Genomic DNA, 25,974 nt, shown 5'->3' with positions numbered 1-25,974 from the left:
CCCATGCCCATCCGTCCGATTCTGCGTTATCCGCATCCGGGCCTGAAGACTGTCTGCGCGCCGGTGACGGTCTTCGATTCCTCGCTCACAGCACTTGCCGATGACCTGCTGGCGACGATGCGCGCAGCCCCCGGCGTCGGCATCACCGCCGCCCATATCGGCGTCTTCAGCCGGGTCACTGTGCTGGAACTCGACAAGGCCGACGGCGTGCGCCTTTACGTCAATCCTCATATCACCTGGTTTTCGAAGGAGACGATGAACCATACCGAAGGCAGCGTCTCGATGCCCGGCGCGACCGACGAGGTGACGCGCCCGCGGGCGATCCGATTCCGCTATCAGGACGCCGAGGGCGCCGTGCACGAGGACGGTGCCGAAGATTTCCTCGCCATCTGCATCCAGCACGAAGTCGACCAGCTCGACGGCATTTTCTGGCTGCAGCGCCTCTCACGGCTGAAGCGCGACCGTCTCGTGAAGAAATGGGAGAAGATGCAGGGCTGACAATCACGGCTGACAAATCGCCGTCCATGCCGAACCATTCGCCGTTGCCGGCGTTTCCAGCAAAGAAACAAGGAGCGAGTGCAATGGCAAGGATCGGTGACAAGACCCAGTTTTCCCGGGAGAAGCCTGAGCTTTCCCGGGAGGAAGATTATCGCGACCTCGAAGAGCGCAATCTCGACGAAGGCTGGCCCTATGCCGATGGCAGCGGCACCGGCGGCCCGGATAATCGTCATTACGGCGAGACCGCGGCCAATTTCGACAGCGATCCCAACAAGGGCTTCCGGATCGATGGCACGGATGAAGACGGCAACGAGAACCGCCTGAAAGATTCGCTGCGCGCCGATACGATCGACCGCGATGAAAGCGACGATCTCGAAGCGCGGGTGAACGACAATCTCGAAAACATTCCCGAGGTCGATATCGACAGCGTCGAGGTTCATGCAGACGGTCATGTCGTTACCCTGGAAGGATCGGTGGAGACGATCGGCATCGCCCGCAAGGTCGAACTCGGCGCGCTTTCGGTCGACGGCGTCCATCATGTCCGCAACAAGTTGCAGCTGACCGGTGTCGACGCGCATATCCCCAACGAGGACTAACGCATTACGCACAGCGCAGATCATCAACGGCAGGGCTGCCGCCTCCGTTGATGATCGTTCCCAACATTACCAAAAATTAACAATTTACGATTGTAACGACAACTGTCTTATTGACGTGACCAATTGCCAATTTCTGTTAGGCGGCTTCTGTCACGAGAACGTCAATCCCGTTGACAACACTGTGATTTCATTCGGACAAAAGGTCGCGGCCTGCGCCGTCATATTATCACGAAATTGCCTGAATTGGCGCGCGATCTCCTGTGTGCCGAGGGTTAGTTTGTGTTGCGGAATTCAACAGCAGATTGAGGAGATAACCCATGCGCATCAAATTTGCCCTTGCCGCGTCCCTGTTCGCCGTCAGCCTTGCAGGCGCTGCCTTCGCCCAGCCGACCTATTCGAGCGATTACACCAATGACAGCGATGGTTTCGCGCCGAGCCCGATGTCAAAGCCGGCCCCGGTCCGCTACAGCAGCCACAAGGCCCCGGCCTATTCCAGCGACTATACCAACGACAGCGACGGCTTTGCCCCAAGCGCCATGGCGACTCCTGTCGTCGACAAGACCGCAACGGCCGGTATCAACCCCCTGCCCCCATGCCACAGCATGATTGGCCCGAAGGGATCCCACACCAAGGGTGCAGACAGCGGCGCCTCCCGTACGGAAGCATGCCGCGCGACGCATTGATCCGATAAAGGCTGGGATCCGATAAATGAAAGGGCCGGAAATCGGCCCTCTCTTTTTCAATCCATCTCTACGCCGGCGATTGTTCCCTAAAGCGTCAGATTTCGCCCGTCGTTTCGCCGAAAACCGCTTCGAAGGCGGTGCGCAGCCGCATATCGACATCAGCCATCATCAGGGGCAAGCCAAGATCGACGAGGCTGGTCACGCCGTAGGCCGAAATCCCGCAGGGCACGATGCCGCCGAAATGATCGAGATCGGGGTCGACGTTGAGCGACAGTCCGTGAAAGGTCACCCATTTCCGCAGCCTTATGCCGAGGGCGGCGATCTTGTCCTCGGCCATCGTCCCATCGGCCAGCAATGGCTTTTCCGGCCGGCGCACCCAGACGCCGACGCGATCTTCACGTCGCTCGCCGCGCACATTCATCATGTCGAGCGTGCGGATAACAACATCTTCGAGGGCAGCGACGAAGGCGCGCACGTCCTGGCGCCGCCTCTTCAGATCGAGCATGACATAAGCGACGCGCTGGCCGGGTCCATGATAGGTGTATTCACCGCCACGTCCGGTCGCGAAGACCGGAAACCGGTTCGGCTGGACGAGGTCCCTCGCATTGGCGCTGGTGCCGGCGGTATAGAGCGGCGGATGTTCGACGAGCCAGACGAGCTCATCACCGCCATCGGCGATTACCGCCACCTCGCGCTCCATCGTCTCTACCGCCTCCTCATAGGGAACGAGGCCGTCCGCAAAGCGCCAGCGGACCGGTCGGGTGCCGAGTTGGGGAAGCATGGAAAATTCGAGATCGGTGCGAAGCATGGCCATTCCTTGCCGCTCTCCCCGAAATGCCTGTGAAATAGGGGCGGCAGGACAGTTATATGGACCCGTTTCGGGGCCAATTCAAATGCTGTGAGCGGTTTTCAAAAAAACTGTCATATCGCCCTTGTGCACCCCAGATGCTTTTGCTACATGCTGCCCCGCCGACGCAAATCGGCACCTACCACGATGCGGTCGTGGCGGAATTGGTAGACGCGCAGCGTTGAGGTCGCTGTGGGGCAACCCGTGGAAGTTCGAGTCTTCTCGACCGCACCATTTCCCTTCAGGGAAACGCTCTCTAAGCGACGATTTCGTTTTCACCTCGAAGCCATTTGCGATTGCTCGGCTTGAACGCCCGGCCTTCTCATGGTTGATGGCGTCATCCTCGCAAGAATCAGCAACCATGTCAGAGTCCCATCAAAATTCCCTGCAGGGCATGGCCATCATGTCCGGCGCCATGCTCATCCTGCCGACCATGGATGCGATCGCCAAATATATGGCGACCTTCGAGGCGATGTCGCCGGGTCAGGTCACCTTCTACCGATTCTTCTTCCAGATCGCCTGCACCCTGCCGATTCTTTTCGCCCTTTTCGGGCTGAAGGCGCTCTCGGCCAAGCGGCCATGGATGAACCTGCTGCGCGGTGTGCTGCACGGTGCCGCCAGCCTGCTTTTCTTCGTCGCCGTCAAATACATGCCGCTTGCCGATGTCTTCGCTATCTATTTCGTCGAGCCCTTCATGCTGGCCGCTCTGTCGGCGCTGTTTCTCGGAGAGAAGGTCGGCTGGCGGCGCTGGTTGGCAATCGTCGTCGGGTTCGGCGGCGCGATGATCGTCATTCAGCCGAGCTACGAAATCTTCGGCCTGAAGGCGCTGCTGCCGGTCGCCTGCGCCTTTCTGTTCTCGCTCTATCTCTTCCTCAACCGCGCCATCGGCGAGGCCGATTCGCCGCTGACCATGCAGACGATGGCCGGCATCGGCGGAACGGTCTTCATGGCGGCCGCCCTTTTCCTCGGCAACAGTTCCGGCAATGCCGATTTTGCCGTCTCTCTGCCCTCCTCCAGCCTCGGCCTTGTTCTGCTTCTCGCCCTTGGCTCGATCTCGGGATATGCGCATATGCTCGTCGTCCGGGCTTTCCGCCTCGCGCCGCTGTCGCTGCTTGCGCCGTTCCAGTACTTCGAGATCATCTCGGCGACCGTTCTCGGCTATGCGCTTTTCAACGATTTCCCGAGCTTTTCCAAATGGATCGGCATCTTCATCATCGTTGCGTCAGGCCTCTTCATCATCTGGCGTGAGCGGCTGCAGGCGCAATCGTTAAAATCCTCCTGACCCGGGGAATATCGGGTTAACTCCTCTTCTTGAGGGATCGTCAATTCGCAGGCGGTAAAATCGTCTCCGGCTTCATGATGAAGCCTGGAGTTAAAACATGAGCGAATTTCGTCTCGCTTTTCCGGCCTGTGTCGTGGCCGGCAAGCATCGGCTGACGGCCGAAGATATAGTACTGCTGCGCAAACATAGTTTTCCGGAGGGTATCCGGACATCCGACGATGTCGTGGCGATGTTGGCGCTTAACAATTCCTGCCCTGAAAAATGTGCCGACTGGAACGCTTTCTTCGTGGAGCAGCTCGCCGGTTTCATCGTCCATTACACCTATCCGCAGGGTTCGCTGGATGAAATCAACGTCGCCTGGATCATGCGCATGTTCACGACCGATGGGGTCGTCAACTCGGCGCTCGAGCTCGAGCTCATTCTCCACGTCATGGAGATTTCGGCCGATGTCCCGGTCGAGTTGAGAGCGCTCGCCCTCGATCAGCTCCGCCTGGCAATCACCGACAATATCGGTGGCTACAAGCTGTCGCGCGCCATCGATCGCCGGGGCATCACCCGCCAGGACATCGACTATGCGATGCGCATCTTCAGAAGCGTCGCCGAAGGCGGCACCATCCCGGTCTCGTCGGTCGAATACGGCGTTCTCCAGCAGATCGAGCAGGCAACGCTGCGCGGCGCCAATCATCCTCACTGGGCGGCGATTATGGCTGCCGTCGAGCTGCGCGACTATGCCGAGCCGCGGCGCAGCCGCTGGCTGCGCATCGTCGACGAGGAAACCGTTTCGGAAGCTGCCGTCGCCTGACGCTCCGCAAGCCTGATTGTGCGTTCCGGTGTTTTGTGCGTAAAACTCCGGAATGCATTTCTGGGTGGAGTCTCGATGTTCAAGAAAATCCTGATCGCGAATCGCGGCGAAATCGCCTGCCGCGTGATCAAGACTGCGCGCCGCATGGGCATTTTGACCGTCGCGGTCTATTCGGATGCGGATCGGGACGCGCTGCATGTCGAGATGGCCGACGAGGCCGTGCATATCGGCCCGGCCGCGGCGTCCGAGAGTTATCTCGTCGCCGAAAAGATCATTGCCGCCTGCAAGGCAACCGGCGCCGAGGCGGTGCACCCCGGTTACGGCTTCCTGTCCGAGCGCGCCTCTTTCTGCGCGGAGCTGGAAAAGCAGGGCATCGTCTTCATCGGCCCGAAGCCGAAGGCCATCATGGCGATGGGCGACAAGATCGAATCGAAGAAGTTCGCCAATGCCGCCGGTGTCTCCACCGTGCCCGGCCACCTCGGCATCATCGAGGATGCCGCCCATGCGGAAGTGATATCGGGCGGGATCGGTTATCCCGTCATGATCAAGGCCTCGGCCGGCGGCGGCGGCAAGGGCATGCGCATTGCCTGGAACGAGGCGGAAGTGCGCGACGGCTTCGAGCGCGCCCGCTCGGAGGCGAAAAGCTCGTTCGGCGACGACCGCGTCTTCATCGAAAAGTTCGTCGTCGAGCCGCGCCATATCGAAATCCAGGTCCTGGCAGATGCGCATGGCAACGTCGTCTATCTCGGCGAGCGCGAATGCTCGATCCAGCGGCGGAACCAGAAGGTGGCGGAAGAGGCGCCCTCGCCCTTCCTCGATGAAGCGACCCGCAAGGCGATGGGCGAACAATCGGTGGCGCTGGCGAGAGCCGTCGATTACCAGAGCGCCGGCACCGTCGAATTCATCGTCGACCGGGACCGCAAATTCTATTTCCTCGAAATGAACACCCGCCTGCAGGTCGAGCATCCCGTGACCGAACTCATCACCGGTATCGACCTCGTCGAGCAGATGATCCGTGTCGCAGCCGGAGAGCCACTTCCCTTTGCCCAAGAGGATATCAGGCTTGACGGCTGGGCGGTCGAGAGCCGGCTCTATGCCGAGGATCCCTATCGCAACTTCCTGCCCTCGATCGGCCGCCTGACGCGGTACCGGCCGCCGGCGGAAGGACGGACCGGCAATGTCGTCGTCCGCAACGATACCGGTGTCTTCGAGGGTGCGGAGATTTCGATGTATTACGATCCGATGATCGCCAAGCTCTGCACCTGGGCGCCGACGCGGCTGGAAGCGATCGAGGCCATGGGTCAGGCGCTCGACGGCTTCGTCGTCGACGGCATCGAGCACAATGTTCCTTTTCTGTCGGCGCTGATGAAACATCCGCGCTGGCGCGAGGGCCGGCTTTCCACAGGCTTCATCGCCGAGGAATATCCCGATGGTTTCGCGCCGATGAAACCGGACCGGGCGCAAGAAGCCGTGCTTGCCGGCATCGCGCTTTCCGCCTCGCTGATCGAGACGAACCGCCGCGAACGTTTCGCCGATCGCCTGCGCGCCGCAGCGGGCGTGCTGCGCGAGGATTGGGTGGTCAAGATCGGCGACAACCACGTCGCAGCAAGATTGCTCGACGGCCTCGTCACCATCCCCTTCGATATGGATATCGCGATCGATGGGGCGATCGAGGGCGGGAGCCAGAATGTTGTCACCGATTGGAGACCGGGCGACCCTGTCTGGAACGGCAAGGTCGGCGGTCGCGACATCACCGCGCAGATTCGCCCCGTTCTGAATGGCTTGCGTATCGACTGGCAGGGGCTTTCGGTGACGACCAAGGTCTTTTCGCCGCGTCATGCCGAACTCGACAGGCTGATGCCGGTGAAACTGCCGCCCGATACTTCCAAGCTCCTGCTCTGCCCGATGCCCGGCCTCGTCGTCGCCATCGCGGTGGCCGAGGGCCAGGAGGTCAAGGCCGGTGAGACGCTTGCGATCGTTGAAGCGATGAAGATGGAAAACGTGCTGCGCGCCGACCGCGATCTCGTCGTCTCGAAGATCAATGCCGCAGCCGGCGAAAGCCTGGCGGTCGATGCCGTGATCATGGAATTCGCCTGAGAGACAAGCCAACTGGCCGGCTTCACGTCAGCCCGGCTTGCCGAGCATGCCAAGCTCAGGCCGACAAGCAGCCGGATACCGACAAAATCAGCAGGGAGATATCAAATGGACGTTCGCGACGCCGTTGCCGTTCAGGCAGGAAAACCGCTCGAAGTGACGACCGTGCAGCTGGAGGAGGCGGGGGCCGGCGAAGTGCTGGTGGAGGTCAAGGCGACGGGGGCTGCTGCCACCTATAGGGTAGACCTCAGGAGTCTCGATGAACTTTCCACGCGGGAGCTCTACGACCTCTTGAGAATGCGCGTCGATGTCTTCGTCGTCGAGCAGAACTGCCCCTACCCGGAACTTGACGGCAAGGATATCGATGCCTTGCATCTGCGGCTGCTGGAAGGTGCCGAACTCCTGGGCGCGGCCCGAATCCTGAAACCGTATGAGCCACAGGATCCGTCGAAGATCGGCCGCGTCGTCGTCTCACCTGATCATCGCGGCAAGCGGCTGGGCGATGTACTGATGAGCGAGGCGATTGCCGCTTGCGAACGGCTTTATCCGGAAAATCCCATTGCCTTGTCGGCACAGGCCCATTTGCGCCGGTTCTACCAATCTTTCGGTTTCATCGCGGTGTCACAGGAATATCTGGAAGACGGCATTCCCCATATCGATATGGTCCGCCAGCAGGCCACGCAACCGGCATGAGGATATTGCCATGATCTATGTCGACGCCGATGCCTGCCCGGTGAAGCCGGAAGTCCTGAAGGTGGCCGAACGGCACGGCCTCGAAGTTACCTTCGTTGCCAATTCCGGCCTGCGCCCCTCGCGCGATCCGATGATCCACAACGTCATCGTCTCCAACGCCTTCGACGCCGCCGACAACTGGATCGCCGAACGCGCCGGCGCGGGCGATGTCGTCGTTACCGCCGATGTGCCGCTTGCCGTGCGCTGTGTCGCGACCGGCGCTTTCGTCAGCGGCCCCACAGGGCGCGTCTTCGACGAGACCAATATCGGCATGGCGAGCGCCATGCGCGATCTCGGCGCGCACTTGCGCGAAACCGGCGAGAGCAAGGGCTACAACGCCGCCTTTAGCCCGAGGGACCGCTCACGCTTCCTCGAAACCTTCGATCGCCTCTGCCGCCGCGCCAAAAGCCTTTCAGCCGAGGCCGGTGGGCAGCCGTGATGCTCCGCCTGCAAAAACGGCAAGAAACGGGTGGCATGGCAGCCATGCCCATTCCTACCTTGAAGATATCAGTTCCCTCGCGCATTTAAGCCCTATCGCAGACGACTGCGGCGTCCTTCCTCAGGACGCAACTGTCGCGGGGACGGCCTCGCTCTTGAACAAGGAGAGTCGCATGGCCTGGTTTCTGCTTTTTCTCGCCGGTCTTTTCGAATGTGGCTGGGCGATCGGCCTTAAATATACCGAGGGTTTCACACGGCCGATGCCGACGGCGCTCACCGTCATATCGATGGTGATCAGCATCGTGCTGCTCGGCCTGGCGGTGAAGCATCTGCCGATCGGCACTGCCTATGCGGTCTGGACCGGCATCGGCACGGTCGGCACCGTGTTTCTCGGCATCTGGCTGCTTGGCGATGAGGCAAGTGTCTCCCGCCTTGCCTGCATCACGCTGATCGTCGCCGGCATCGCCGGCCTCAAGCTTACCGCCTGACATGAGATCGAGGGGCGCCGCCGACGCCCCTCGGTTTATCGTTCAGACTGTCTTGCGGTTATCGACGGCAAAAGCGCCGGGACCGGAGAAGACCAGGTAGAGGAAAACGAAGCAGAACAGGATCGCGGCGTCGCCCTGATTGACGGCCGGGAAGAAGCTGCTCGGGGCATGCGCCATGAAATAGGCGATTGCCATTTCACCGGCCAGCAGGAAGGCAACCGGGCGCGTCAGCAGGCCGACGAGAATGAGGATGCCGCCGATCAGCTCGAGCAGGGCGGCGAACAGCATCAGCGGCGGCAGCGAGCCCTCCATCTGCGCAACCGGGAAAGCGAAAAGCTTCATCGTGCCGTGTTCGATGAACAGCAGCGCGGTGATGATCCTGAGAGCAGCCAGTCCATAGGGCTGATAGGCGGAAAGACGGTCGAAAGTCGACATTTAAACCCCTCTTTAAAAAGATACAGCCGAGCGTTAGCCTGTCCTCGACGAGGATTGAACACACGGATTGCTGACATCCGTTCACTTTTTCGACAGGAGGTAACCTACTGAACGGACGGTCTTATTCGCCCGCCCAATGGTCAGAGGGGAATGTTGTCATGCTTCTTCCAAGGATTGGCGAGATCCTTGTTGCGCAGCATCTTCAAACCGCGCGCCAGCCGCCGCCGGGTCGAATGCGGCATGATCACCTCGTCGACATAACCGCGCTCGGCGGCGACGAAGGGCGAGAGGAACCGGTCCTCGTACATTTTCGTGTGCGCGGCGATCTTCTCCGGATCGGCAATATCCTTGCGGAAGATGATCTCGACGGCGCCCTTGGCGCCCATCACGGCGATCTGCGCCGTCGGCCAGGCATAGTTGAGGTCGCCGCGCAGATGCTTCGACGCCATCACGTCATAGGCGCCGCCGAAGGCCTTGCGGGTGATGACGGTAAGCTTCGGCACCGTCGCCTCGGCATAGGCGAAGAGCAGCTTGGCGCCGTGCTTGATGAGGCCGCCATATTCCTGCGCCGTACCCGGCAGGAAACCCGGCACGTCGACGAAGGTGACGATGGGAATATTGAAGCAGTCGCAGAAGCGCACGAAGCGGGCCGCCTTGCGCGAGGCGTCGCTGTCGAGAACGCCGGCCAGCACCATCGGCTGGTTGGCGACAAAACCGACGGTCGAGCCCTCGACGCGGCCGAAGCCGCAGACGATGTTTTTGGCAAAGCTCGCCTGGATTTCGAAGAAATCCCCCTCGTCCGCCACCTTCCGGATCAGTTCCTTGATGTCGTAAGGTTTGTTGGAACTCGCCGGCACCAGCGTATCGAGCGAGGCATCGACATCTGTCACCGACTGGTAACATTCGATCTCCGGTAACGGCGCCGTGTTCGAAAGCGGCAGGAAATCGATCAGCCGGCGCACCTGCAGCAGCGTTTCGACATCATTCTCGTAGGCGCCGTCGGCAATCGACGAGCGCACCGTATGCACCACGGCGCCGCCGAGTTCTTCTGCCGTCACCGTCTCGTTGGTGACGGTTTTCACCACGTCCGGCCCAGTGACGAACATGTAGGAAGTATCACGAACCATGAAGATGAAATCGGTCATAGCAGGCGAATAGACGTCGCCGCCGGCGCAGGGGCCCATGATCACCGAGATCTGCGGAATGACGCCGGAGGCGAGCACATTGCGCTGGAATACCTCGGCATAACCGCCGAGAGCAGCCACGCCCTCCTGGATACGAGCGCCGCCCGCATCGTAGATACCGACGATCGGCGCGCGGTTCTTCAGCGCCATGTCCTGCACCTTCATGATCTTCTCGGCATGCGCTTCCGACAGCGAGCCGCCGAAGACGGTGAAGTCCTTGGCGAAGACGAACACCGTGCGGCCATTGACCGTGCCCCAGCCGGTGACGACGCCGTCGCCGGCAATCCGGCTCTTGTCCATGCCGAAATCGGTGGAGCGGTGTTCGACGAACATGTCGAACTCCTCGAACGAGCCTTCGTCAAGGAAGAGATCGATGCGCTCGCGCGCCGTCAGCTTGCCGCGCTTGTGCTGGGCGGCGATGCGCGCCTCGCCGCCGCCGAGGCGGGCGACGTCGCGGCGCCGTTCCAGTTCTTCGAGAATTTCCTTCATGTGATCTCCCTCGCCGCTGCCGGTGGCAATCCGGCGATGATTATGCGTTAGAGCATGATGCCGAAAAGTGTGAGCGGTTTTCGGACAACATCATGCTCCAATTATTTAGCGCCGCGCCCGCTCAGTGAGAAAACCGAGCGTATCCTTGCCGCGACGTCCTCGGCCAGGATCTCATCGGCGAGCTTGGGATCGGCAGCGATGCTGGTGACGTCGAGGGCGCTGACGGCGATGACCGAGCCGTCCTCGACCGAGGCTGCGTCGATGCTGATCTTGGCGACGTTGCGGTCTTTCTGGAAGCCGAGGCCCTTCTGGATGGAAACCACGCGGATCGTCAGCACCACCCGCGGCAGCACGGTGTCGCGCACTGTGGCGTTGATTGCCGCGTTGACGCGATCGTTGATGCCGGAAAGCAGCTCGGCCGGCATGTTCGGGCCGGAGAGAACGACGGCGCTGCGCACATCATAGACCGGCGCCGCCGGCTTGGTGGCCGAGAGGCTGCCGCAGGCCGTGAGCGCGACACAGACGAGTGTCGCCCGGCAAAAACACGACCTCAGCCAATTCATTGCAAAATCCCGCACCACCCCGTTGGAGTCGCAGACTTCGTCATAATGCATTGGAAGGCAATATGTTTCAGGCGCTTAGGGCGAAAAAAACATCCGCTGCGGCTTTGAACTCAGCAAAGCGCTTGGCCCGCCGCTCCTCGGCTTCCTCGTCGCTGCCCCAATGCTCGATCGTCCAATCCTCGTCGAGATGGGCAAGCGACCAGGCCTCCTCCACCGTCACCCGGCCCTCGGCGAAGGCGAGCGCCAGGATCGCCGAGCCGGTCAGCGTGGTGACTGTGTGGAGGGCGGCAAGCGCCATCGGGCTATCATATCTCGCGAGCGTGACGGCGAAGGCGGCAATCGCCTCGCGCGGCTGTTCATGCGGCATCACTCCTTCGACGAGGATGAAGCGGGCGCCGAGATCGGTCGCCGCCCAGTCGATCACGGGATCCCAGCGTTCAGCCTGGCGCTCGACCAGCAGTTCCGGCTCCTCGGCGCGGTAGCAGATGAGGTCGCTGGATGAAAAACGCAATATATCCTCGAAGATCGCCTGCGCGTTGGCGGCAACGCCGTCGAGTGCGGTGTTGACGAGCCGGGTCACCGGCATGCTCACGGGATTGATCTCTTCGCCCTGCGCCTGCCATTCGGCGGCGACAAGCCGCGCGAGCGCCTCAGTCGGCACGGCGAGAACTTGGCGCGCCGGCGTGCGCACCATCTTGCCGTCGAGCGTGATCGCAAAACCACCCTCGTGCTCGGCTATGGAGACATCGGTATAGAAACGCTTCGGCAGCGGCTTCTTCATCTGGATCTGCGCGCGGCGGATGGGATCGGGATGGCTCAGGCCTTCGGAAAGGTCGTTCAGCAGATCGCGCATGGGCTCACCTCAGGAAAAATGACGCAATATCTCGTTCGGATGGTAGGCGATCGCATCAGCGCCGTTGGCGATCAGCTCATCCACGCTGGCATAGCCCCAGGCAACGCCGATCGCCTTGGCGCCGGCAGCCTTGGCCATCTGCATATCGTAAACCGCATCGCCGATGACAATGGTGTCGACAGCATTCATGCCGGTTTCATCGCAGCATTCGGTCACCATGGCCGGATGCGGCTTGGAGGGGCAATCGTCGGCGGTGCGCGCGACGATGAAATGCTTGTCGAAACCATGCGTCTCCATCACCAGCTTGAGCCCGCGCCTGGATTTGCCCGTCACCGCGCCGATCAGCAGGTCTTCTCGGCCAGTCAGTGCATCGATCATTTCGCGGATGCCGGGAAACAGCGGTTCCTTGTAATCGAGATCCTGACGCACGATCGAGAACAGCGATTTGTAATGCGCCGTCATGTCGATGTCTTGCTGCTCGACATGCGGCCTGCCCTGCATGCGGGCGATCGCGATATCGAGGGACAGGCCGATAATGGCCTTGGTGTCTTCAAACCGCGGTTCCGGCCTGCCGAACTTGTCGAAGGTCCTGCGCATGGTTTCGTGGATCAGCGCAGCACTGTCGACCAGCGTGCCGTCGCAATCGAAAAGGGCAAGTTTCATTCGCTGTCCCTTTCAGCGCCGGCAAGGTCGAGACCGAGAAGGTTCCAGGTCTGCACCATATGCGCCGGCAGCGGCGCGCTGACGCGCAGTCGGCCGCCGGAGGGGTGCGGGATGTCGATGTGACGGGCGTGCAGATGCAGCTTCTTCTGAACGCCGCCTGGAAAATCCCAATTCGGATCGTCGTCGAAATATTTTGGATCGCCGATGATCGGATGGCCGATATGCAGGGCGTGGACGCGCAACTGGTGGGTACGGCCGGTATAGGGCTCCATCTCCAGCCATGCGAGGTTCTGTGCCGCCGTCTCCAGCACCCGGTAGAAGGAAATCGCATGGTCGGCGCCGTCCTCGCCGTGCTTGGCGATGCGCATGCGGTCGCCGTCGACGGTCGGCTCCTTGACGAGCCAGGTCGAAATCTTGTCCTCGTGCTTGCGCGGCACGCCCTTGACCAGCGCCCAGTAGGTCTTTTTGGTGTCGCGCTCGCGGAAGGCGGCCGTCAGCTTCTGCGCCGCGCCGCGCGTGCGGGCGATAACGAGAACACCCGATGTGTCGCGGTCGAGACGGTGAACAAGCCGCGGCTTCTCGCCCTTCGGGCTGGTCCAGGCTTCGAGCATCTGGTCGATATGCCTGGCCACACCCGAGCCGCCCTGCACCGCAAGACCAGGGGGCTTGTTGAGTACGATTACCTTTTCGTCCTCGTGCAGCACCATGCGCGACAAGAGTTGGAAATCCGTCGAATGTTTGAGATCCTTGCCGGCGATCGGTCCGGATTTCAGCTTCGCATCGACATCCATCGGCGGCACGCGCACCGTCTGGCCGGGCTGCACGCGCGCATCCGATTTGACACGCCCACCGTCAACGCGCACCTGGCCGGAGCGTAAGAGCTTCTGCAGCGGACCGAAGCCGAGCCCGGGAAAGTGCACCTTGAACCAGCGATCGAGCCGCATGCCGGCTTCGTCGGGTTCAACCTTGATATGTTCTATGCCAGCCATAAAAAATCTTTCGGAAATTGCAGCGCAGGCCAAGCCGGCGTTCTTGCCGCAGCCTTTAGAGCATTTTCATGCAAAACGGAAACCGGAAAAGAAATCAGGCCAAAGCGCGCATGACGGCGAGCCCGGCGATGACGGCCGCCATCGAAAGCCCGACGCTCGCAGCGATGTAAATACCGCCGGCGACGGCCTCGCCGCGCTCGAACAGCGAGATTGCATCCAGCGAGAAGGCCGAGAAGGTTGTGAAGCCGCCGAGGAAGCCGGTGATCAGCAGGAGGCGCAGCTCCACCGAAGCATTGAACTTCCGCGCAATCATCTCGGCGAAGACGCCGATGACAAAACAGCCGACGACATTGACGGCGAGCGTGCCCCAGGGAAATGCCGGACCCATGAGTCTCAGCGCCCATTGGCCGACATAATATCTGAGAAGAGAACCGATGGCGCCGCCGACGGCGACGAGAAGAGCCTGGATCATCAGCCGGATTTATCGCAACTCTGCAGCGATTCCAATCGGGAATGAATGAATTCTTACCATCCGGTAAAATGCCGATAATTTTTTTATAATGGCGCCAAGGTCGTACCGATACGCTGACGACATGACCCAGCTCCTGTCCATATCGGCGAGCACCGCCGCCATTGCCTTCGACTCGCTCCGAATCCCGCAGCGTGTCGCGACGAGCACCGCCGCCCGCGATGCGCGCCGCGTTGCCGACCGGCAGTTGAAGGCCGAAGGCACTCAGGAAATAGACGAGCCCTCCAGCATCATCCAGTCGACCGAAGTGGCCCTCGACCTGATGGCCAAAGGCAACCGCCAGCCGCAGGCCGGCCTGAAGCAGGCGCTGCGATCCTACGAAGACTTCTGAGGCCCATCACCTTCCAAACGAAAGCCTGCGACTGCGGTTACAGTCGCAGGCTTTTCTGTTTAATCAGTCTACTTCATTTGCCTTGGGCGGACAGCACCCGCAGGACCAGATCGACCTTGCCGGCCTTTTCGAAGGTCAGCGTCACCGGCACCGTATCGCCCTGCTTGAACAGCGTCTTCACTTTCTGGAACATCAGGTGCAGGTTGCCGGGCTGGAGCTTGACCGTCTCGCCGGCACCGATGGCGATACCGTCCTTCAGCTGGCGCATCCGCATAACATTGTCCTTCGTCACCATCTCGTGGATCTGAACCTCACCAGCTGCGGGCGAGCTGACGGACACCAGGCGATCGTCCGTCTGGCCGTTATTCTTCACCGTGAAAAAGCCGCCGCCGACCGGCTGGCCGGGCAGCATTGCCTTGGCGAACCCGCCGGAGATTTCGAGATCGCCGGCCTTGACCGTGTCGCCAGCCGGTCCGGCAGCGCCCGCCATAGCGGACATGTCCATGCCGGCCATATCGGCATGATCGTGACCATGATCCTCACCGGCAACGACCTTCAACAGCGGCGCCGGGCTTTTCATCCCATGCGCGTCACCGCCTTCCTTGGCCACCTGATCCCAGGCCTCGACCGTGTCGCCGCACATCTGCGTCACCGGAAAGGCGAGCGAGGTGCCGGCTTCGACGCCCGATACCTTACCCTGGATGACGAAGGTGTCGTAGAAATCGTCGGAGAGATTGCCGTTCTTCCAGCGCACTTCGATCGAGCCCGTCTTCACCTTGTCGCCGTGATTGTCGTAGGTCTTCTGATAGTCGCCCTTGATCACCTCCAGCTCCCAGCCGGCCTTCGGCTGCGGCTTGGCGAAAACGAAGCCTTCCGGCAGCTTGACCCGCACTTCCGTGGTCGCCTTGCCGTCGCAGCCATGCGGCACCTGCAGCGTAGCGAGAATGGTGCTGTCCTGCGTCGCCTCTCTGCCGAGGAAGGTCACATGGGCCTCGGCGCCGGCAAAGGCGGTTGCGGCTAGAAGGGCGGCAAGCCCTAGCGTTTTGCCAAATGTCTTGATGGTCTTCATCGGATATCTCCTTGCCGGCCGCGGTACTTTCTCGGGCGGACCGGCATGCTGAATCATAGGCGGTGGAGGAAGATCAGACGAGAATGGGAGGCGCGCGCGAATTCGGCCGCCAGACGGCACTTGCGCCTGAAACGGCTGATGTTTCGATCGGCGCGTTGATCAGCGAAGCGAGTTCGCGCTCGAGCCAGGAGTCAGCATCCGGCGTCGGCAGGATGGTGGAGGCCGACAACCGGCAGGCTTCGCAATTAGGCTTGAAGGCGATGGTCTTGCCGTCGGCATCCTTTACGGTGACGCAGAGCGAGGCAAAGGTGCCGTCGGGCAGCACATAGGCTGCCGCATCGTAGCCTTCGGCGGCGACAGCCTCCGGCGCCTGATGGGCAAGGCCGAGCAAAGCCAAGCTCAATGCGCAAAGCATGCGCAGGAAGAGCGTCGCTTTCAGTCCGGTCTGCCGCATGAGATCCCCTTCAACAGAGGGCCGCGATAGCCGGTTTTAGCACGGAATGCAAAAGCAGATTTGCCTGAGATCAACGCTTGCTGGGAATAAGGCGACAAAAATTTGCCCGGTCACGACATTTGGTCTTGCCAAGTGCTGCACCCGCCGGATAATTGCGCCAACCTTGTTGGGAGAAGCCGGTACGTTTTTTGCCGGTGCCGAAGGAGCAACCGCCCCGGAAACTCTCAGGCAAAAGGACCAGCAAGGGGCAGACGGAACTCTGGAGAGAAGCGTTCTCGAAACGCTCGCCGAAGGGATAACAATCTCAGGCAAAGGGACAGAGGGGGCTCAGGAGAGAAGTGCGCAACCGCGCCTTCAGATTTGAGCCCGCGCCTTCGCGAGAAGGCGCAAACCCCGGAGGCGTCTTTTGGACGATACTGCTGCCCTGAAGAAAACCCCGCTGCATGCCCTGCATCTTTCGCTCGGCGCCCGCATGGTACCGTTCGCCGGTTACGACATGCCGGTACAATATCCCGCAGGCGTCATGAAGGAGCATCTTCATACCCGCGCCGAAGCCGGCCTCTTCGATGTCTCCCACATGGGCCAGGTCATCGTGAAGGCGAAGTCGGGCAGCTACGAGGATGCGGCGCTGGCGCTCGAAAGCCTGGTGCCGGTCGACATCCTGGGCCTTGCCGAAGGCCGGCAGCGCTACGGCTTCTTCACCGACGACACCGGCTGCATTCTCGACGATCTGATGATCACCCATCTCGACGACCACCTTTTCATCGTCGTCAACGCTTCCTGCAAAGAGGCCGATCTCGCCCATCTGCAGGCCCATATCGGCGACCAGTGCGACATCACCCTTCTCAACCGCGCTTTGATCGCGCTGCAGGGGCCGCGCGCGGTCGAGGTTCTCGCCGAACTCTGGGCCGACGTTGCGGCGATGAAATTCATGGATGTGCGCCACTGCCGCCTGCACGATGTTTCATGTCTGGTCTCGCGCTCCGGCTATAGCGGCGAAGACGGCTTCGAGATCTCGATTCCATCAGACAAGGCCGTGGATGTCACCATGCGGTTGCTCGAACATCCGGACGTCCAGGCGATCGGCCTCGGCGCCCGCGATTCGCTGCGCCTGGAAGCCGGCCTCTGCCTCTACGGCAACGATATCGATACGACCACCTCGCCAGTGGAGGCGGCGCTGGAATGGGCCATGCAGAAGGCACGGCGCGGCAACGGCGCGCGCGCCGGCGGTTTCCCGGGCTCCGGCCGCATCCTGTCCGAACTCGAAAACGGCGCCGCGCGCCGCCGTGTCGGCCTGAAGCCGGAAGGCAAGGCGCCGGTGCGCGGCCATGCCAAGCTTTATGCTGATGCCGAGGGCAAGATCGAAATCGGCGAGGTCACCTCGGGCGGCTTCGGCCCTAGCGTCGAAGGCCCCGTCGCCATGGGTTATGTGCCACTCTCCCATGCTGCGGCAGGCACGCTCGTCTATGCCGAGGTGCGCGGCAAATATCTGCCGACCACCGTCAGCGCCCTGCCCTTCGTCACACCGACCTACAAACGCTAAACCTTTTCCAGAGAGGACGAACAATGCTGAAATTTACCGAAGAACACGAATGGCTGAAGATCGAAGGCGGCGTTGCGACGGTCGGCATCACCACCTATGCCGTCGAACAGCTCGGCGACCTGGTTTTCGTCGAACTGCCGGAAGTCGGCGCGACCTTCTCCAAGAACGGCAATGCCGCGACCGTTGAATCGGTCAAGGCTGCTTCCGACGTCTATTGTCCGCTTGACGGCGAGATCACCGAGGTCAATCCGGCCATCGTTGCAGATCCGTCGCTGGTCAATTCCGATCCTCAGGGCGCCGGCTGGTTCTTCAAGCTGAAGCTGGCAAACGCTGCGGACGCCGATGGCCTGCTCGACGAGGCGGCCTACAAGGAGCTCACTGCGTAATGACGACGCCGACAGAATTCCAGTTCACCGACTATCAGCCCTACGATTTCGCCAATCGCCGCCATATCGGCCCCTCGCCGGCCGAGATGACCGATATGCTGAAGGTGATCGGCTATAGCAGCCTCGATGGCCTGATCGACGCGACGCTGCCGCCCTCGATCCGCCAGAAGGCGCCGCTGGTCTGGGGCGCGCCGATGACCGAGCGCGAGGCGCTCGACAAGCTGCGCGAGACCGCCAACAAGAACAAGGTGCTGGTCTCCCTGATCGGCCAGGGTTACTACGGCACGATCACGCCGCCGGTCATTCAGCGCAACATCCTCGAAAACCCGGCCTGGTACACCGCCTATACGCCCTACCAGCCTGAGATCAGCCAGGGCCGCCTGGAAGCGCTCCTGAACTACCAGACGATGATCTGCGACCTCACCGGTCTCGACGTCGCCAACGCCTCGCTGCTCGACGAGGCGACCGCCGCCGCCGAAGGCATGGCGATCGCCGAACGCGTCGCCAAGTCGAAGGCAAAGGCCTTCTTCGTCGATGCCGACTGCCATCCGCAGACCATTGCCCTCATCCGCACCCGCGCCGAGCCGCTCGGCTGGAGCGTCATCGTCGGCAATCCCTTCACCGATCTCGATCCTGTCGACGTTTTTGGCGCGATCTTCCAGTATCCCGGCACGCACGGTCACGTGCATGATTTTACCGGCCTGATCTCGCGCCTGCATCAGACGGGCGCCATAGCGATCGTCGCCGCCGATATCCTGGCGCTGACGCTGCTGAAATCGCCTGGCGAAATGGGTGCCGATATCGCCGTCGGCTCCTCGCAGCGCTTCGGTGTCCCGGTCGGCTACGGCGGCCCGCATGCGGCCTATATGTCGGTCAAGGATGCTATCAAGCGCTCCATGCCCGGCCGCCTCGTCGGCGTTTCCGTCGATGCACGCGGCAACCGCGCCTATCGCCTGTCGCTGCAGACCCGCGAACAGCATATCCGCCGCGAAAAGGCGACGTCGAACATCTGCACCGCCCAGGTGCTGCTGGCCGTCATGGCCTCGATGTACGCCGTCTTCCACGGCCCGAAGGGTATCAAGGCGATCGCCCAGCAGGTGCACCAGAAGGCCGTGCTGATGGCCAAGGGCCTGGAAAAGCTCGGCTATAAGGTCGAGCCGGACACTTTCTTCGACACGATCACCGTTGATGTCGGCCATATGCAGGGCCTCATCCTGCGCGCCGCCGTCGCCGAAGGCGTCAATCTGCGCAAGGTCGGCGAAACCAAAATCGGCATGAGCCTCGACGAACGCACACGGCCGGCGACGCTCGAAGCCGTCTGGCGCGCCTTCGGCGGCAATTTCGCCATTGCCGATTTCGAGCCTTCCTACCGCCTGCCGAAGGGCCTGCTCCGGACCAGCGATTACCTCACCCATCCGATCTTCCACATGAACCGCGCCGAAAGCGAGATGACGCGTTACATCCGCCGGCTTTCCGACCGGGATCTGGCGCTCGACCGCTCGATGATCCCGCTCGGCTCCTGCACGATGAAACTCAACGCGACGGCGGAAATGCTGCCGATCACCTGGCCGGAATTTTCCGACATCCATCCCTTCGTGCCGGCCGACCAGGCGCTCGGCTACCGCGAGATGATCGACGACCTGATCGAAAAGCTCTGCGCCGTCACCGGCTACGACGCCTTCTCGATGCAGCCGAATTCCGGTGCGCAGGGCGAATATGCCGGCCTGCTGACGATCCGCAACTATCATATCGCCAATGGCGATACCCATCGCGACGTCTGCCTGATCCCGACCTCGGCGCACGGCACCAATCCGGCTTCGGCCCAGATGGTCGGCATGAAGGTCGTCGTCGTCAAGGTGCGTGAAAACGGCGATATCGATCTCGACGATTTCCGCGCCAAGGCGGAGCAGCATGCGGCAAACCTCTCCTGCTGCATGATCACCTACCCTTCGACGCATGGCGTCTTCGAGGAGACCGTCAAGGAAATCTGCGATCTCGTGCATGAGCATGGCGGCCAGGTCTATCTCGACGGCGCCAACATGAATGCCATGGTTGGCCTGTCCCGCCCTGGTGACATCGGCTCCGACGTTTCGCACTTGAACCTGCACAAGACCTTCTGCATTCCGCATGGCGGCGGCGGACCCGGCATGGGCCCGATCGGCGTCAAGGCGCATCTGGCTCCCTATCTGCCCGGCCATCCTGAAACCGACGGCCGTTCGGGTGCGGTCTCGGCCGCCGCCTTCGGCTCGGCCTCGATCCTGCCGATCTCCTGGAGCTATTGCCTGATGATGGGCGGCGAAGGCCTGACGCAGGCGACCAAGGTGGCGATCCTCAACGCCAACTACATCGCCACCCGGCTGAAGGGCGCCTATGACGTGCTCTACAAGTCGGAGGCCGGCCGCGTCGCGCATGAATGCATCATCGACACCCGCCCGCTGGTCGACAGCGCAGGCGTTACCGTCGACGACGTCGCCAAGCGCCTGATCGACTGCGGCTTCCATGCCCCGACCATGAGCTGGCCGGTCGCCGGCACGCTGATGATCGAGCCAACGGAAAGCGAAACCAAAGCTGAACTCGACCGTTTCTGCGAGGCGATGCTGGCGATCCGCGAGGAAGCCCGCGCCATCGAGGATGGCCGAATGGATAAGGTGAACAACCCGCTGAAGAACGCCCCACACACGGTGGAAGATCTCGTCGGCGATTGGGACCGCCCCTACTCGCGCGAACAAGCCTGCTTCCCGCCCGGCGCCTTCCGTGTCGACAAATACTGGTCGCCAGTCAACCGCGTCGACAATGTCTATGGCGACCGCAACCTAATCTGCACCTGCCCGCCGGTGGAAAGCTACGCGGAGGCGGCTGAGTAGCAGCCATTCGGCAAGCCCTTCCCACGAGTTGGGAGGGGCTTGCCGCTTCTGCGGCAGAAGGATCAAATTTAACCTTTCTTAGCAAGTCTCTGTTAGCAATTCAGAAAGGCGGCATCCATCAAGATGGATCACCGTCGATCCCTTGTTTTGCGTGCAGGTTCTTATGCGTCCCTCGGCAGTGCCAGCAATCCTCCTCGCCGCCCTGATCCTGTCGGGATGCGCTGCTAGTTCTGGCGCCGAAGATGTGCTGGGCAACGTGCCGTCGCCGGAAACGACCAATGCCATCGCCCAGCCGAGCGGCCCGATTCCGGCCGCCGCCGTTGGCGATCCTGCGCCGCAGGCAAGCCCGCCGCAGCAGGCGTTGCGCTGGGCGGGAGAGGTTCCGGAGCCACAGGCGCTCGTGCCCGCCGACAGGCCGGTCGGTATGCCGATGCCGACAGATAAGCCGGTCGCGCTGCTGATGCCGTCCAATCCCGCCGGCAATGCAATGCCCGATGTCGGCACGAGATCGCCGACACGCGGCCATATTTACGGCCACCGGTTCCGCGATGCCAAGCCGATCAACTTCGGTTCCACTTCGCCGAGGAAGCTTGCCGTGCACGGCGTCGACGTGTCGCGCTGGCAGGGCGAGATCAACTGGGAGACGTTGCGGCGGCAAGGCGCGAACTTCGTCTACATCAAGGCGACCGACGGCGGCGATCACCTTGATCCGATGTTCAAGAAAAACTGGCGCCGGGCCAAGGAAGCCGGCCTGAAACACGGCGCCTATCACTTCTTCTACTGGTGCCGGACAGCCGGTGAGCAGGCCGACTGGTTCATCCGCAATGTGCCAAGGGAAGCCAACGCTCTTCCGCCCGTCATCGACGTCGAATGGAACGGCGAATCGAGCTGCAAGAGGCGCATCTCTCCCGCACGTGTCCGGGAAAAGATGCAGGTTTTCATGGACAAGCTGGAGCGCCATTACGGTCAGCGCCCGATCATCTACACCGCGCCGGATTTCTACCGCGACAATTTGAAGGGCCAACTGCTCGACTATCCCTTCTGGCTGCGCTCTGTGGCCGCTCATCCCTCCAAGGTCTATCCCGGCCGCAAGTGGGTCTTCTGGCAGTATTCCGGCTCCGGCCTTTCCGAAGGCGTCGACGGCAAGATCGACCTCAACGTGTTCAACGGCAACGAGAGCGATTGGCATGACTGGGTGGCGTCGCGATAGCGAAGCTGACCATGGCTCCGCGCCCCCGACCCCGTTCCGTGCCAATCCGGAACAGATGGCTACGAAGATGCGCGAACCTGTAGATCTTTGCTAACGCAACGCCTTCAACATTCCCTAAGCCCTTGCATGTACAAGAATTTCATCCAGTTCTGGGGAAATGGCTGATGAGCATATCGGGTGTTACGAGCACTGCTCTTTCGGGAATGCGAGCGCAGACGACGCGGGTTAGCGTGGTTGCCAACAACATCGCAAACAGCAGCACGCCGGGTTATGCCAGGCTGAACACCAGCCTCACCTCCGTTGAGTCAGGCGGCGTGCAGGCCGTCGTCAGCCCGACGGCGTCAGATGTCGATCCGGCCACCGAACTGACCGACCTGATCGAAGCCGAACAGAGCTATAAGGCAAACGCCGTGGTCTTCGAGACCGGCGCCGACATGTGGGAAATGCTGATGAGCATCAAGCGCGACTGAGCACGCCCGATTTCATCGGAGACTTGCTGGCGGAGAATTTTCCGCCGCTCTGAAGCTATCAGGAATGCGCCGGCTCGCCCTGGCGCTGGGCGGCAAGAGCCGCGAGATCGGCAGGCTTCAACTCGACGGATTCACCGCAACCGCAGGCCGATGTCTGGTTCGGATTGGTGAAGGTAAAGCCGGAGCGGAGCGTCGTCGTCTCGAACCCCATCTCGGTGCCGAGCAGGTAAAGAGCCGCCGACGGCTCGACCCAGACTTTGGCACCGTCGCGCTCGATCAGGTCGTCCTTGGCGTTGGGCTCAGTCACCAGGTCGATGGTATATTCCATCCCGGCGCAGCCGCCCTTCTTGATGCCGACGCGCACACCCTTGGCGTCAGGCCCAGAGTTTTCGACAATCGCCTTGACGCGGGCCGCAGCACCGTCCGTCATGCTCATGATTGCAAAGCCCATCGGCTCATTCTCCTTCCGCAACCGGGGTCAAGATCCGGTGCATCGTGATTCAAATGTAGTCGTCCGAGGTAAACGGATCAATACCGCGGGACGTCAATACCAGCCAACGGCGACCTGCGCCTCTTCGGACATGCGATCCGGCGTCCACGGCGGATCGAAGGTCATGGCAACCTCGACGCCCGACACGCCTTCGACGGCGCCGACGGCGTTTTCGACCCAGCCGGGCATCTCGCCGGCCACCGGGCAGCCGGGCGCAGTCAGCGTCATCATGATTTTCACCATCCGGTCGTCTTCGATGTCGATCTTGTAGATCAGACCGAGCTCGAAGATGTCGGCGGGAATTTCCGGATCGTAGACCGTCTTCAGCGCGCTGATGACGTCGTCGCTCAGCCGCGCCAGCTCATCGGCCGGAATGCTGGAATGCACGATGCCTTCGCGCACGTCGATCTTCTGTTCGCTTTCGTCCAGGCTCATCACGGACACTCCTCAAGCAAAGAACTTGCGCGCATATTCAAGCGCATCGGCCAAGGCATCGACCTCGGCGCGGGTATTATACATGCCGAAGGATGCACGGCATGTGGAGGTGACGCCGAAGCGTTTCAAGAGCGGCATAGCGCAATGCGTGCCGGCCCTGACCGCAACACCCTGCCGGTCGATCACCATCGAGACGTCATGGGCATGGATACCGGCAAGTTCGAAGGAAAAGATGCTTCCCTTGTCGGGCGCCGTCCCGAAGACGCGCAGCGAATTAACGGATTTCAGCCGCTCGACCGCATAGGCGGCAAGATCGGCCTCATGCTTGGCGATCGCCTCGCGGCCGATCTTCTCCATGTAGTCGAGCGCATAACCGAGCCCGATCGCCTGCACGATCGGCGGCGTGCCGGCCTCGAAGCGATGTGGCGGGTCGTTATAAGTGACCATATCCTCGGCGACCTCGAAGATCATCTCTCCGCCGCCCTGGAACGGCCGCATCTCGAAAAGCCGCTCCTTCTTGCCGTAGAGCACGCCGATGCCCGACGGGCCGTAGAGCTTGTGGCCGGTCATCACGTACCAGTCGCAATCGATATCCTGCACGTCGACAGGTAGATGGACCGCGCCCTGGCTGCCATCGATCAGCACCGGGATGCCGCGCTCATGCGCGATCCGGCAGACTTCCTTGACGGGAACGATCGTGCCGAGCGCATTCGACATATGGGTGATGGCGACGAGCTTGGTGCGCTCCGTCAGGCTTTTCTCGAAATCCTCGATATGGAAGGCGCCTTCATCATCCACGGGCACCCAGACGAGCTTGGCGCCCTGCCGCTCGCGGATGAAGTGCCAAGGCACGATGTTGGAATGGTGCTCCATGATCGTGAGCACGATCTCGTCGCCTTCGCCGATCTTCGGCATGCCCCAGCCATAGGCGACGGTGTTGATCGCTTCCGTCGAATTCTTGGTGAAGATGATGTCGTTGACCGAGGGGGCGTTGAGGAAACGGCGCACCTTCTCACGCGCTGCCTCGTAGGCGTCCGTGGCCGCATTCGAGAGATAGTGCAGGCCGCGATGCACATTGGCATATTCATGGGAATAGGCATGCGAGATGGCGTCGATCACCACCTGCGGCTTCTGCGCTGATGCGCCGTTGTCGAGATAGACCAGCGGCTTGCCATACACCTTCTCCGCCAGGATCGGAAAATCCCGACGGATGGCTTCGACGTCGTATTGCGTGGCCGGCACGATCTTGTCCATTGCTATATCCGATCAGGCGTGCTTTTCGAGCCAGGCCGAAATCACGCCTTCCAGCGCCTCGACCAGGGCCTCGTCTTCCAGTTCCTCGACGATTTCGGCGACGAAGGCGTTGACGAGCATCGCCCGCGCCTTGTTCTCCGGAATGCCGCGCGCCATCATGTAATAGAGATGGTTGGCGTCGATATCGGTCACCGTGGCGCCATGGCCGCACTGGACGTCGTCGGCGAAGATTTCGAGTTCGGGCTTGACCGAGAATTCGGCATCGTCGGACATCAGCAACGTGTTGCAGGCCATCTTGGCATCGGTCTTCTGCGCATCGGGCGCGACCCGGATCATGCCCTGGAACACACCTTTGGCGCGGTCGAAGACGACGTTGCGGATCACTTCGGTCGAGCCGGTATTCGGCACGTCGTGGCCGAGCACCATCGTCACGTCAGTATGCGTGTCGCCGCCGAGCAGATTGATGCCGCGCAGCGTCAGGTCTGCGCCCTCGCCCGTCACCTTGATGTTGAGCTCCTGGCGCACCAGCCTGCCGCCGGCATTGATGACGAAAAGCCGAAGCTTGGCATCAGCGCCGAGATCGATGCGGATCTGGCCGAGATGCGTATCGTCGGCTCCCTGCTGCTGCAATATGATCCAGGTCAGCTCCGTGCCCTCGCCGACAACGATGTCACTGACGTGAGACACAAAGGCTGCGTCGCCAGTCACCGCAAGGTGACGCTCGATGACGGTCGCCTTGACGTTGGCGCCGAAGGAAACAGGAAGACGCGTGTGCGTCTGCCCACCGGCATGGATGAACTGGATTTCGAGCGGGTTTTCAAGCTCGGTATCGGCAGGCACGTCGACGACATAGCCGTCGCGCACGAAGCTGCCATTGATGCGGCCGACCGCGTCGTCGCTGCCGAGCGCATCCAGGCCGTCCGCGGCGGAGCCGTCGAGCAGACGTTCGGAATAGGGCGAAACGCCAAGACCGTCAGCGGCAGCCTTCTGGTTGGAATGGCCCTGAATCACCGCCAGCACCGTGGCATCAGCAACGAGCGGCTCCAAAGCGTCCGAGCCGGCATCACCCGCCTGCGACGGGACAGTGCGCAAAAGATTCTTGAGGTCGGTATAGTGCCAAGCCTCGATTCGGCGCGTCGGCAGGCCGGCCTTCTTCAGATCGTCGAGAAGCCGGTCCCGCAGTGCTGTTACCGCGCCATTGCCCGGCAGCTCGCCGATCTGCTGGTTAAAGGCCTCGATCAGCGCCGCCTCGGCCGCGGTCAGGCGGCTTGTCGTCTGCATGTTCATGGACGTCGTCCTTTCC

29 protein-coding genes, 1 tRNA gene and 1 riboswitch are annotated in these 25,974 nt (G+C 61.6%); of the genes, 16 read left to right on the top strand and 14 right to left on the bottom strand.

Annotated features, from left to right (window positions below; genetic code table 11):
• The first annotated feature begins 3 nt into the window (after positions 1 to 3).
• The 3 genes from RWJ89_RS12070 to RWJ89_RS12060 all read left to right on the top strand — a co-directional run bounded on the left by RWJ89_RS12070 (position 4) and on the right by RWJ89_RS12060 (position 1,777).
• Entirely contained in the window at positions 4 to 498 is a 495-nt protein-coding gene (locus RWJ89_RS12070) for a peptide deformylase (RefSeq protein WP_168283590.1), read from the top strand.
• 83 nt (positions 499 to 581) lie between these two features.
• The gene (locus tag RWJ89_RS12065) at positions 582 to 1,094 is read left to right on the top strand and encodes a BON domain-containing protein (protein ID WP_316030950.1); all 513 of its coding nucleotides are present in this window, start codon (positions 582 to 584) and stop codon (positions 1,092 to 1,094) included.
• 317 nt (positions 1,095 to 1,411) lie between these two features.
• Positions 1,412 to 1,777, top strand: a complete 366-nt coding sequence (locus RWJ89_RS12060; protein WP_316030949.1) for a hypothetical protein — start codon at positions 1,412 to 1,414, stop codon at positions 1,775 to 1,777.
• Between the two features lie 94 nt (positions 1,778 to 1,871).
• On the opposite strand, the gene lipB is transcribed toward RWJ89_RS12060, so the two are convergent.
• A complete protein-coding gene (gene lipB / locus RWJ89_RS12055) occupies positions 1,872 to 2,591 on the bottom strand; it encodes a lipoyl(octanoyl) transferase LipB (RefSeq protein ID WP_131665294.1) in 720 nt (239 codons plus the stop codon).
• A 182-nt stretch (positions 2,592 to 2,773) separates the two neighbouring features.
• On the opposite strand from lipB, the gene RWJ89_RS12050 reads away from it, so the two are divergent.
• From RWJ89_RS12050 to sugE, 7 genes are all read left to right on the top strand, one after another.
• Positions 2,774 to 2,858 (top strand) — tRNA-Leu (locus RWJ89_RS12050).
• Positions 2,859 to 2,955: 97 nt separating this feature from the next.
• A complete protein-coding gene (locus RWJ89_RS12045; RefSeq protein WP_206116805.1) occupies positions 2,956 to 3,906 on the top strand; it encodes a DMT family transporter in 951 nt (316 codons plus the stop codon).
• Positions 3,907 to 4,003: 97 nt separating this feature from the next.
• Positions 4,004 to 4,708 carry a hypothetical protein gene (locus RWJ89_RS12040; protein ID WP_077978237.1) on the top strand — a complete coding sequence of 235 codons (705 nt, stop codon included), beginning with the start codon at positions 4,004 to 4,006 and terminating at the stop codon, positions 4,706 to 4,708.
• A 75-nt stretch (positions 4,709 to 4,783) separates the two neighbouring features.
• On the top strand, positions 4,784 to 6,805 hold the full coding sequence (locus tag RWJ89_RS12035) for an acetyl-CoA carboxylase biotin carboxylase subunit (RefSeq protein WP_221943463.1): 2,022 nt from the start codon (positions 4,784 to 4,786) through the stop codon (positions 6,803 to 6,805).
• Between the two features lie 105 nt (positions 6,806 to 6,910).
• A complete protein-coding gene (locus tag RWJ89_RS12030; RefSeq protein WP_206116803.1) occupies positions 6,911 to 7,495 on the top strand; it encodes a GNAT family N-acetyltransferase in 585 nt (194 codons plus the stop codon).
• 10 nt (positions 7,496 to 7,505) lie between these two features.
• The gene (locus RWJ89_RS12025; protein WP_316030948.1) at positions 7,506 to 7,973 is read left to right on the top strand and encodes a YaiI/YqxD family protein; all 468 of its coding nucleotides are present in this window, start codon (positions 7,506 to 7,508) and stop codon (positions 7,971 to 7,973) included.
• A gap of 172 nt (positions 7,974 to 8,145) precedes the next feature.
• Positions 8,146 to 8,460 carry a quaternary ammonium compound efflux SMR transporter SugE gene (gene sugE, locus RWJ89_RS12020; RefSeq protein WP_027667501.1) on the top strand — a complete coding sequence of 105 codons (315 nt, stop codon included), beginning with the start codon at positions 8,146 to 8,148 and terminating at the stop codon, positions 8,458 to 8,460.
• A gap of 42 nt (positions 8,461 to 8,502) precedes the next feature.
• On the opposite strand, the gene RWJ89_RS12015 is transcribed toward sugE, so the two are convergent.
• The 7 genes from RWJ89_RS12015 to crcB form a co-directional block, all read right to left on the bottom strand.
• Positions 8,503 to 8,895 carry a DoxX family protein gene (locus RWJ89_RS12015; protein WP_131665290.1) on the bottom strand — a complete coding sequence of 131 codons (393 nt, stop codon included), beginning with the start codon at positions 8,893 to 8,895 and terminating at the stop codon, positions 8,503 to 8,505.
• A gap of 140 nt (positions 8,896 to 9,035) precedes the next feature.
• Positions 9,036 to 10,568 carry an acyl-CoA carboxylase subunit beta gene (locus tag RWJ89_RS12010; RefSeq protein ID WP_062944333.1) on the bottom strand — a complete coding sequence of 511 codons (1,533 nt, stop codon included), beginning with the start codon at positions 10,566 to 10,568 and terminating at the stop codon, positions 9,036 to 9,038.
• Between the two features lie 101 nt (positions 10,569 to 10,669).
• Positions 10,670 to 11,131 carry a hypothetical protein gene (locus tag RWJ89_RS12005; protein WP_316030947.1) on the bottom strand — a complete coding sequence of 154 codons (462 nt, stop codon included), beginning with the start codon at positions 11,129 to 11,131 and terminating at the stop codon, positions 10,670 to 10,672.
• Between the two features lie 67 nt (positions 11,132 to 11,198).
• On the bottom strand, positions 11,199 to 11,984 hold the full coding sequence (locus RWJ89_RS12000) for an ATP12 family chaperone protein (RefSeq protein WP_316030946.1): 786 nt from the start codon (positions 11,982 to 11,984) through the stop codon (positions 11,199 to 11,201).
• Positions 11,985 to 11,993: 9 nt separating this feature from the next.
• On the bottom strand, positions 11,994 to 12,647 hold the full coding sequence (locus tag RWJ89_RS11995) for an HAD-IA family hydrolase (protein WP_316030945.1): 654 nt from the start codon (positions 12,645 to 12,647) through the stop codon (positions 11,994 to 11,996).
• Positions 12,644 to 13,636, bottom strand: coding sequence for an RluA family pseudouridine synthase (locus RWJ89_RS11990; RefSeq protein ID WP_003559680.1), 993 nt, complete (start codon positions 13,634 to 13,636; stop codon positions 12,644 to 12,646). Before RWJ89_RS11990 ends, RWJ89_RS11995 begins: the two co-directional genes overlap by 4 nt.
• Positions 13,637 to 13,730: 94 nt before the next feature.
• Positions 13,731 to 14,108 (bottom strand): fluoride efflux transporter CrcB, encoded by a 378-nt coding sequence (crcB, locus tag RWJ89_RS11985; RefSeq protein WP_131665286.1) that lies wholly within the window; start codon positions 14,106 to 14,108, stop codon positions 13,731 to 13,733.
• A gap of 121 nt (positions 14,109 to 14,229) precedes the next feature.
• On the opposite strand from crcB, the gene RWJ89_RS11980 reads away from it, so the two are divergent.
• Positions 14,230 to 14,496: a hypothetical protein gene (locus RWJ89_RS11980; RefSeq protein WP_017960595.1), complete on the top strand. Its 267-nt coding sequence runs from the start codon at positions 14,230 to 14,232 to the stop codon at positions 14,494 to 14,496.
• Positions 14,497 to 14,569: 73 nt separating this feature from the next.
• Here the strand turns inward: RWJ89_RS11980 and RWJ89_RS11975 are convergent, their stop codons facing one another.
• Both RWJ89_RS11975 and RWJ89_RS11970 read right to left on the bottom strand, forming a co-directional pair.
• Positions 14,570 to 15,565 (bottom strand): DUF1775 domain-containing protein, encoded by a 996-nt coding sequence (locus RWJ89_RS11975; protein ID WP_168283584.1) that lies wholly within the window; start codon positions 15,563 to 15,565, stop codon positions 14,570 to 14,572.
• Positions 15,566 to 15,638: 73 nt separating this feature from the next.
• Entirely contained in the window at positions 15,639 to 16,019 is a 381-nt protein-coding gene (locus RWJ89_RS11970) for a hypothetical protein (protein WP_316030944.1), read from the bottom strand.
• Between the two features lie 157 nt (positions 16,020 to 16,176).
• A riboswitch (glycine riboswitch) is annotated at positions 16,177 to 16,269 on the top strand.
• Between the two features lie 156 nt (positions 16,270 to 16,425).
• Between RWJ89_RS11970 and gcvT the strand changes: the two genes are divergently transcribed.
• The 5 genes from gcvT (at position 16,426) to RWJ89_RS11945 (ending at position 22,492) form a co-directional block, all read left to right on the top strand.
• Positions 16,426 to 17,562: a glycine cleavage system aminomethyltransferase GcvT gene (gene gcvT / locus RWJ89_RS11965; protein ID WP_221943483.1), complete on the top strand. Its 1,137-nt coding sequence runs from the start codon at positions 16,426 to 16,428 to the stop codon at positions 17,560 to 17,562.
• 23 nt (positions 17,563 to 17,585) lie between these two features.
• On the top strand, positions 17,586 to 17,948 hold the full coding sequence (gcvH, locus tag RWJ89_RS11960) for a glycine cleavage system protein GcvH (RefSeq protein ID WP_003539971.1): 363 nt from the start codon (positions 17,586 to 17,588) through the stop codon (positions 17,946 to 17,948).
• Complete coding sequence (gene gcvP, locus RWJ89_RS11955) at positions 17,948 to 20,812, top strand: aminomethyl-transferring glycine dehydrogenase (RefSeq protein WP_221943486.1); 2,865 nt, start codon at positions 17,948 to 17,950, stop codon at positions 20,810 to 20,812. The genes gcvH and gcvP overlap by 1 nt, the downstream gene beginning before the upstream one ends.
• A gap of 163 nt (positions 20,813 to 20,975) precedes the next feature.
• Positions 20,976 to 22,022, top strand: a complete 1,047-nt coding sequence (locus tag RWJ89_RS11950) for a glycoside hydrolase family 25 protein (protein ID WP_316030943.1) — start codon at positions 20,976 to 20,978, stop codon at positions 22,020 to 22,022.
• Between the two features lie 164 nt (positions 22,023 to 22,186).
• Positions 22,187 to 22,492, top strand: coding sequence for a flagellar basal body rod protein FlgC (locus RWJ89_RS11945; protein ID WP_131665280.1), 306 nt, complete (start codon positions 22,187 to 22,189; stop codon positions 22,490 to 22,492).
• Positions 22,493 to 22,550: 58 nt separating this feature from the next.
• Here RWJ89_RS11945 and sufA read toward each other — a convergent pair whose 3' ends face one another.
• From sufA to sufD, 4 genes are all read right to left on the bottom strand, one after another.
• On the bottom strand, positions 22,551 to 22,943 hold the full coding sequence (sufA, locus tag RWJ89_RS11940) for a Fe-S cluster assembly scaffold SufA (RefSeq protein WP_018072227.1): 393 nt from the start codon (positions 22,941 to 22,943) through the stop codon (positions 22,551 to 22,553).
• A gap of 93 nt (positions 22,944 to 23,036) precedes the next feature.
• Positions 23,037 to 23,417, bottom strand: a complete 381-nt coding sequence (locus RWJ89_RS11935) for an SUF system Fe-S cluster assembly protein (protein WP_003559708.1) — start codon at positions 23,415 to 23,417, stop codon at positions 23,037 to 23,039.
• Positions 23,418 to 23,429: 12 nt separating this feature from the next.
• Positions 23,430 to 24,671, bottom strand: coding sequence for a cysteine desulfurase (locus RWJ89_RS11930; protein WP_316030942.1), 1,242 nt, complete (start codon positions 24,669 to 24,671; stop codon positions 23,430 to 23,432).
• A gap of 12 nt (positions 24,672 to 24,683) precedes the next feature.
• Positions 24,684 to 25,958, bottom strand: a complete 1,275-nt coding sequence (gene sufD / locus RWJ89_RS11925; RefSeq protein ID WP_168283579.1) for a Fe-S cluster assembly protein SufD — start codon at positions 25,956 to 25,958, stop codon at positions 24,684 to 24,686.
• Positions 25,959 to 25,974: the final 16 nt, after the last annotated feature.

The organism is Rhizobium sp. 10PS4 (assembly GCF_032464805.1).
GTDB lineage: Bacteria > Pseudomonadota > Alphaproteobacteria > Rhizobiales > Rhizobiaceae > Rhizobium > Rhizobium laguerreae.
This window is presented reverse-complemented; position numbering and strand designations above follow the sequence as displayed.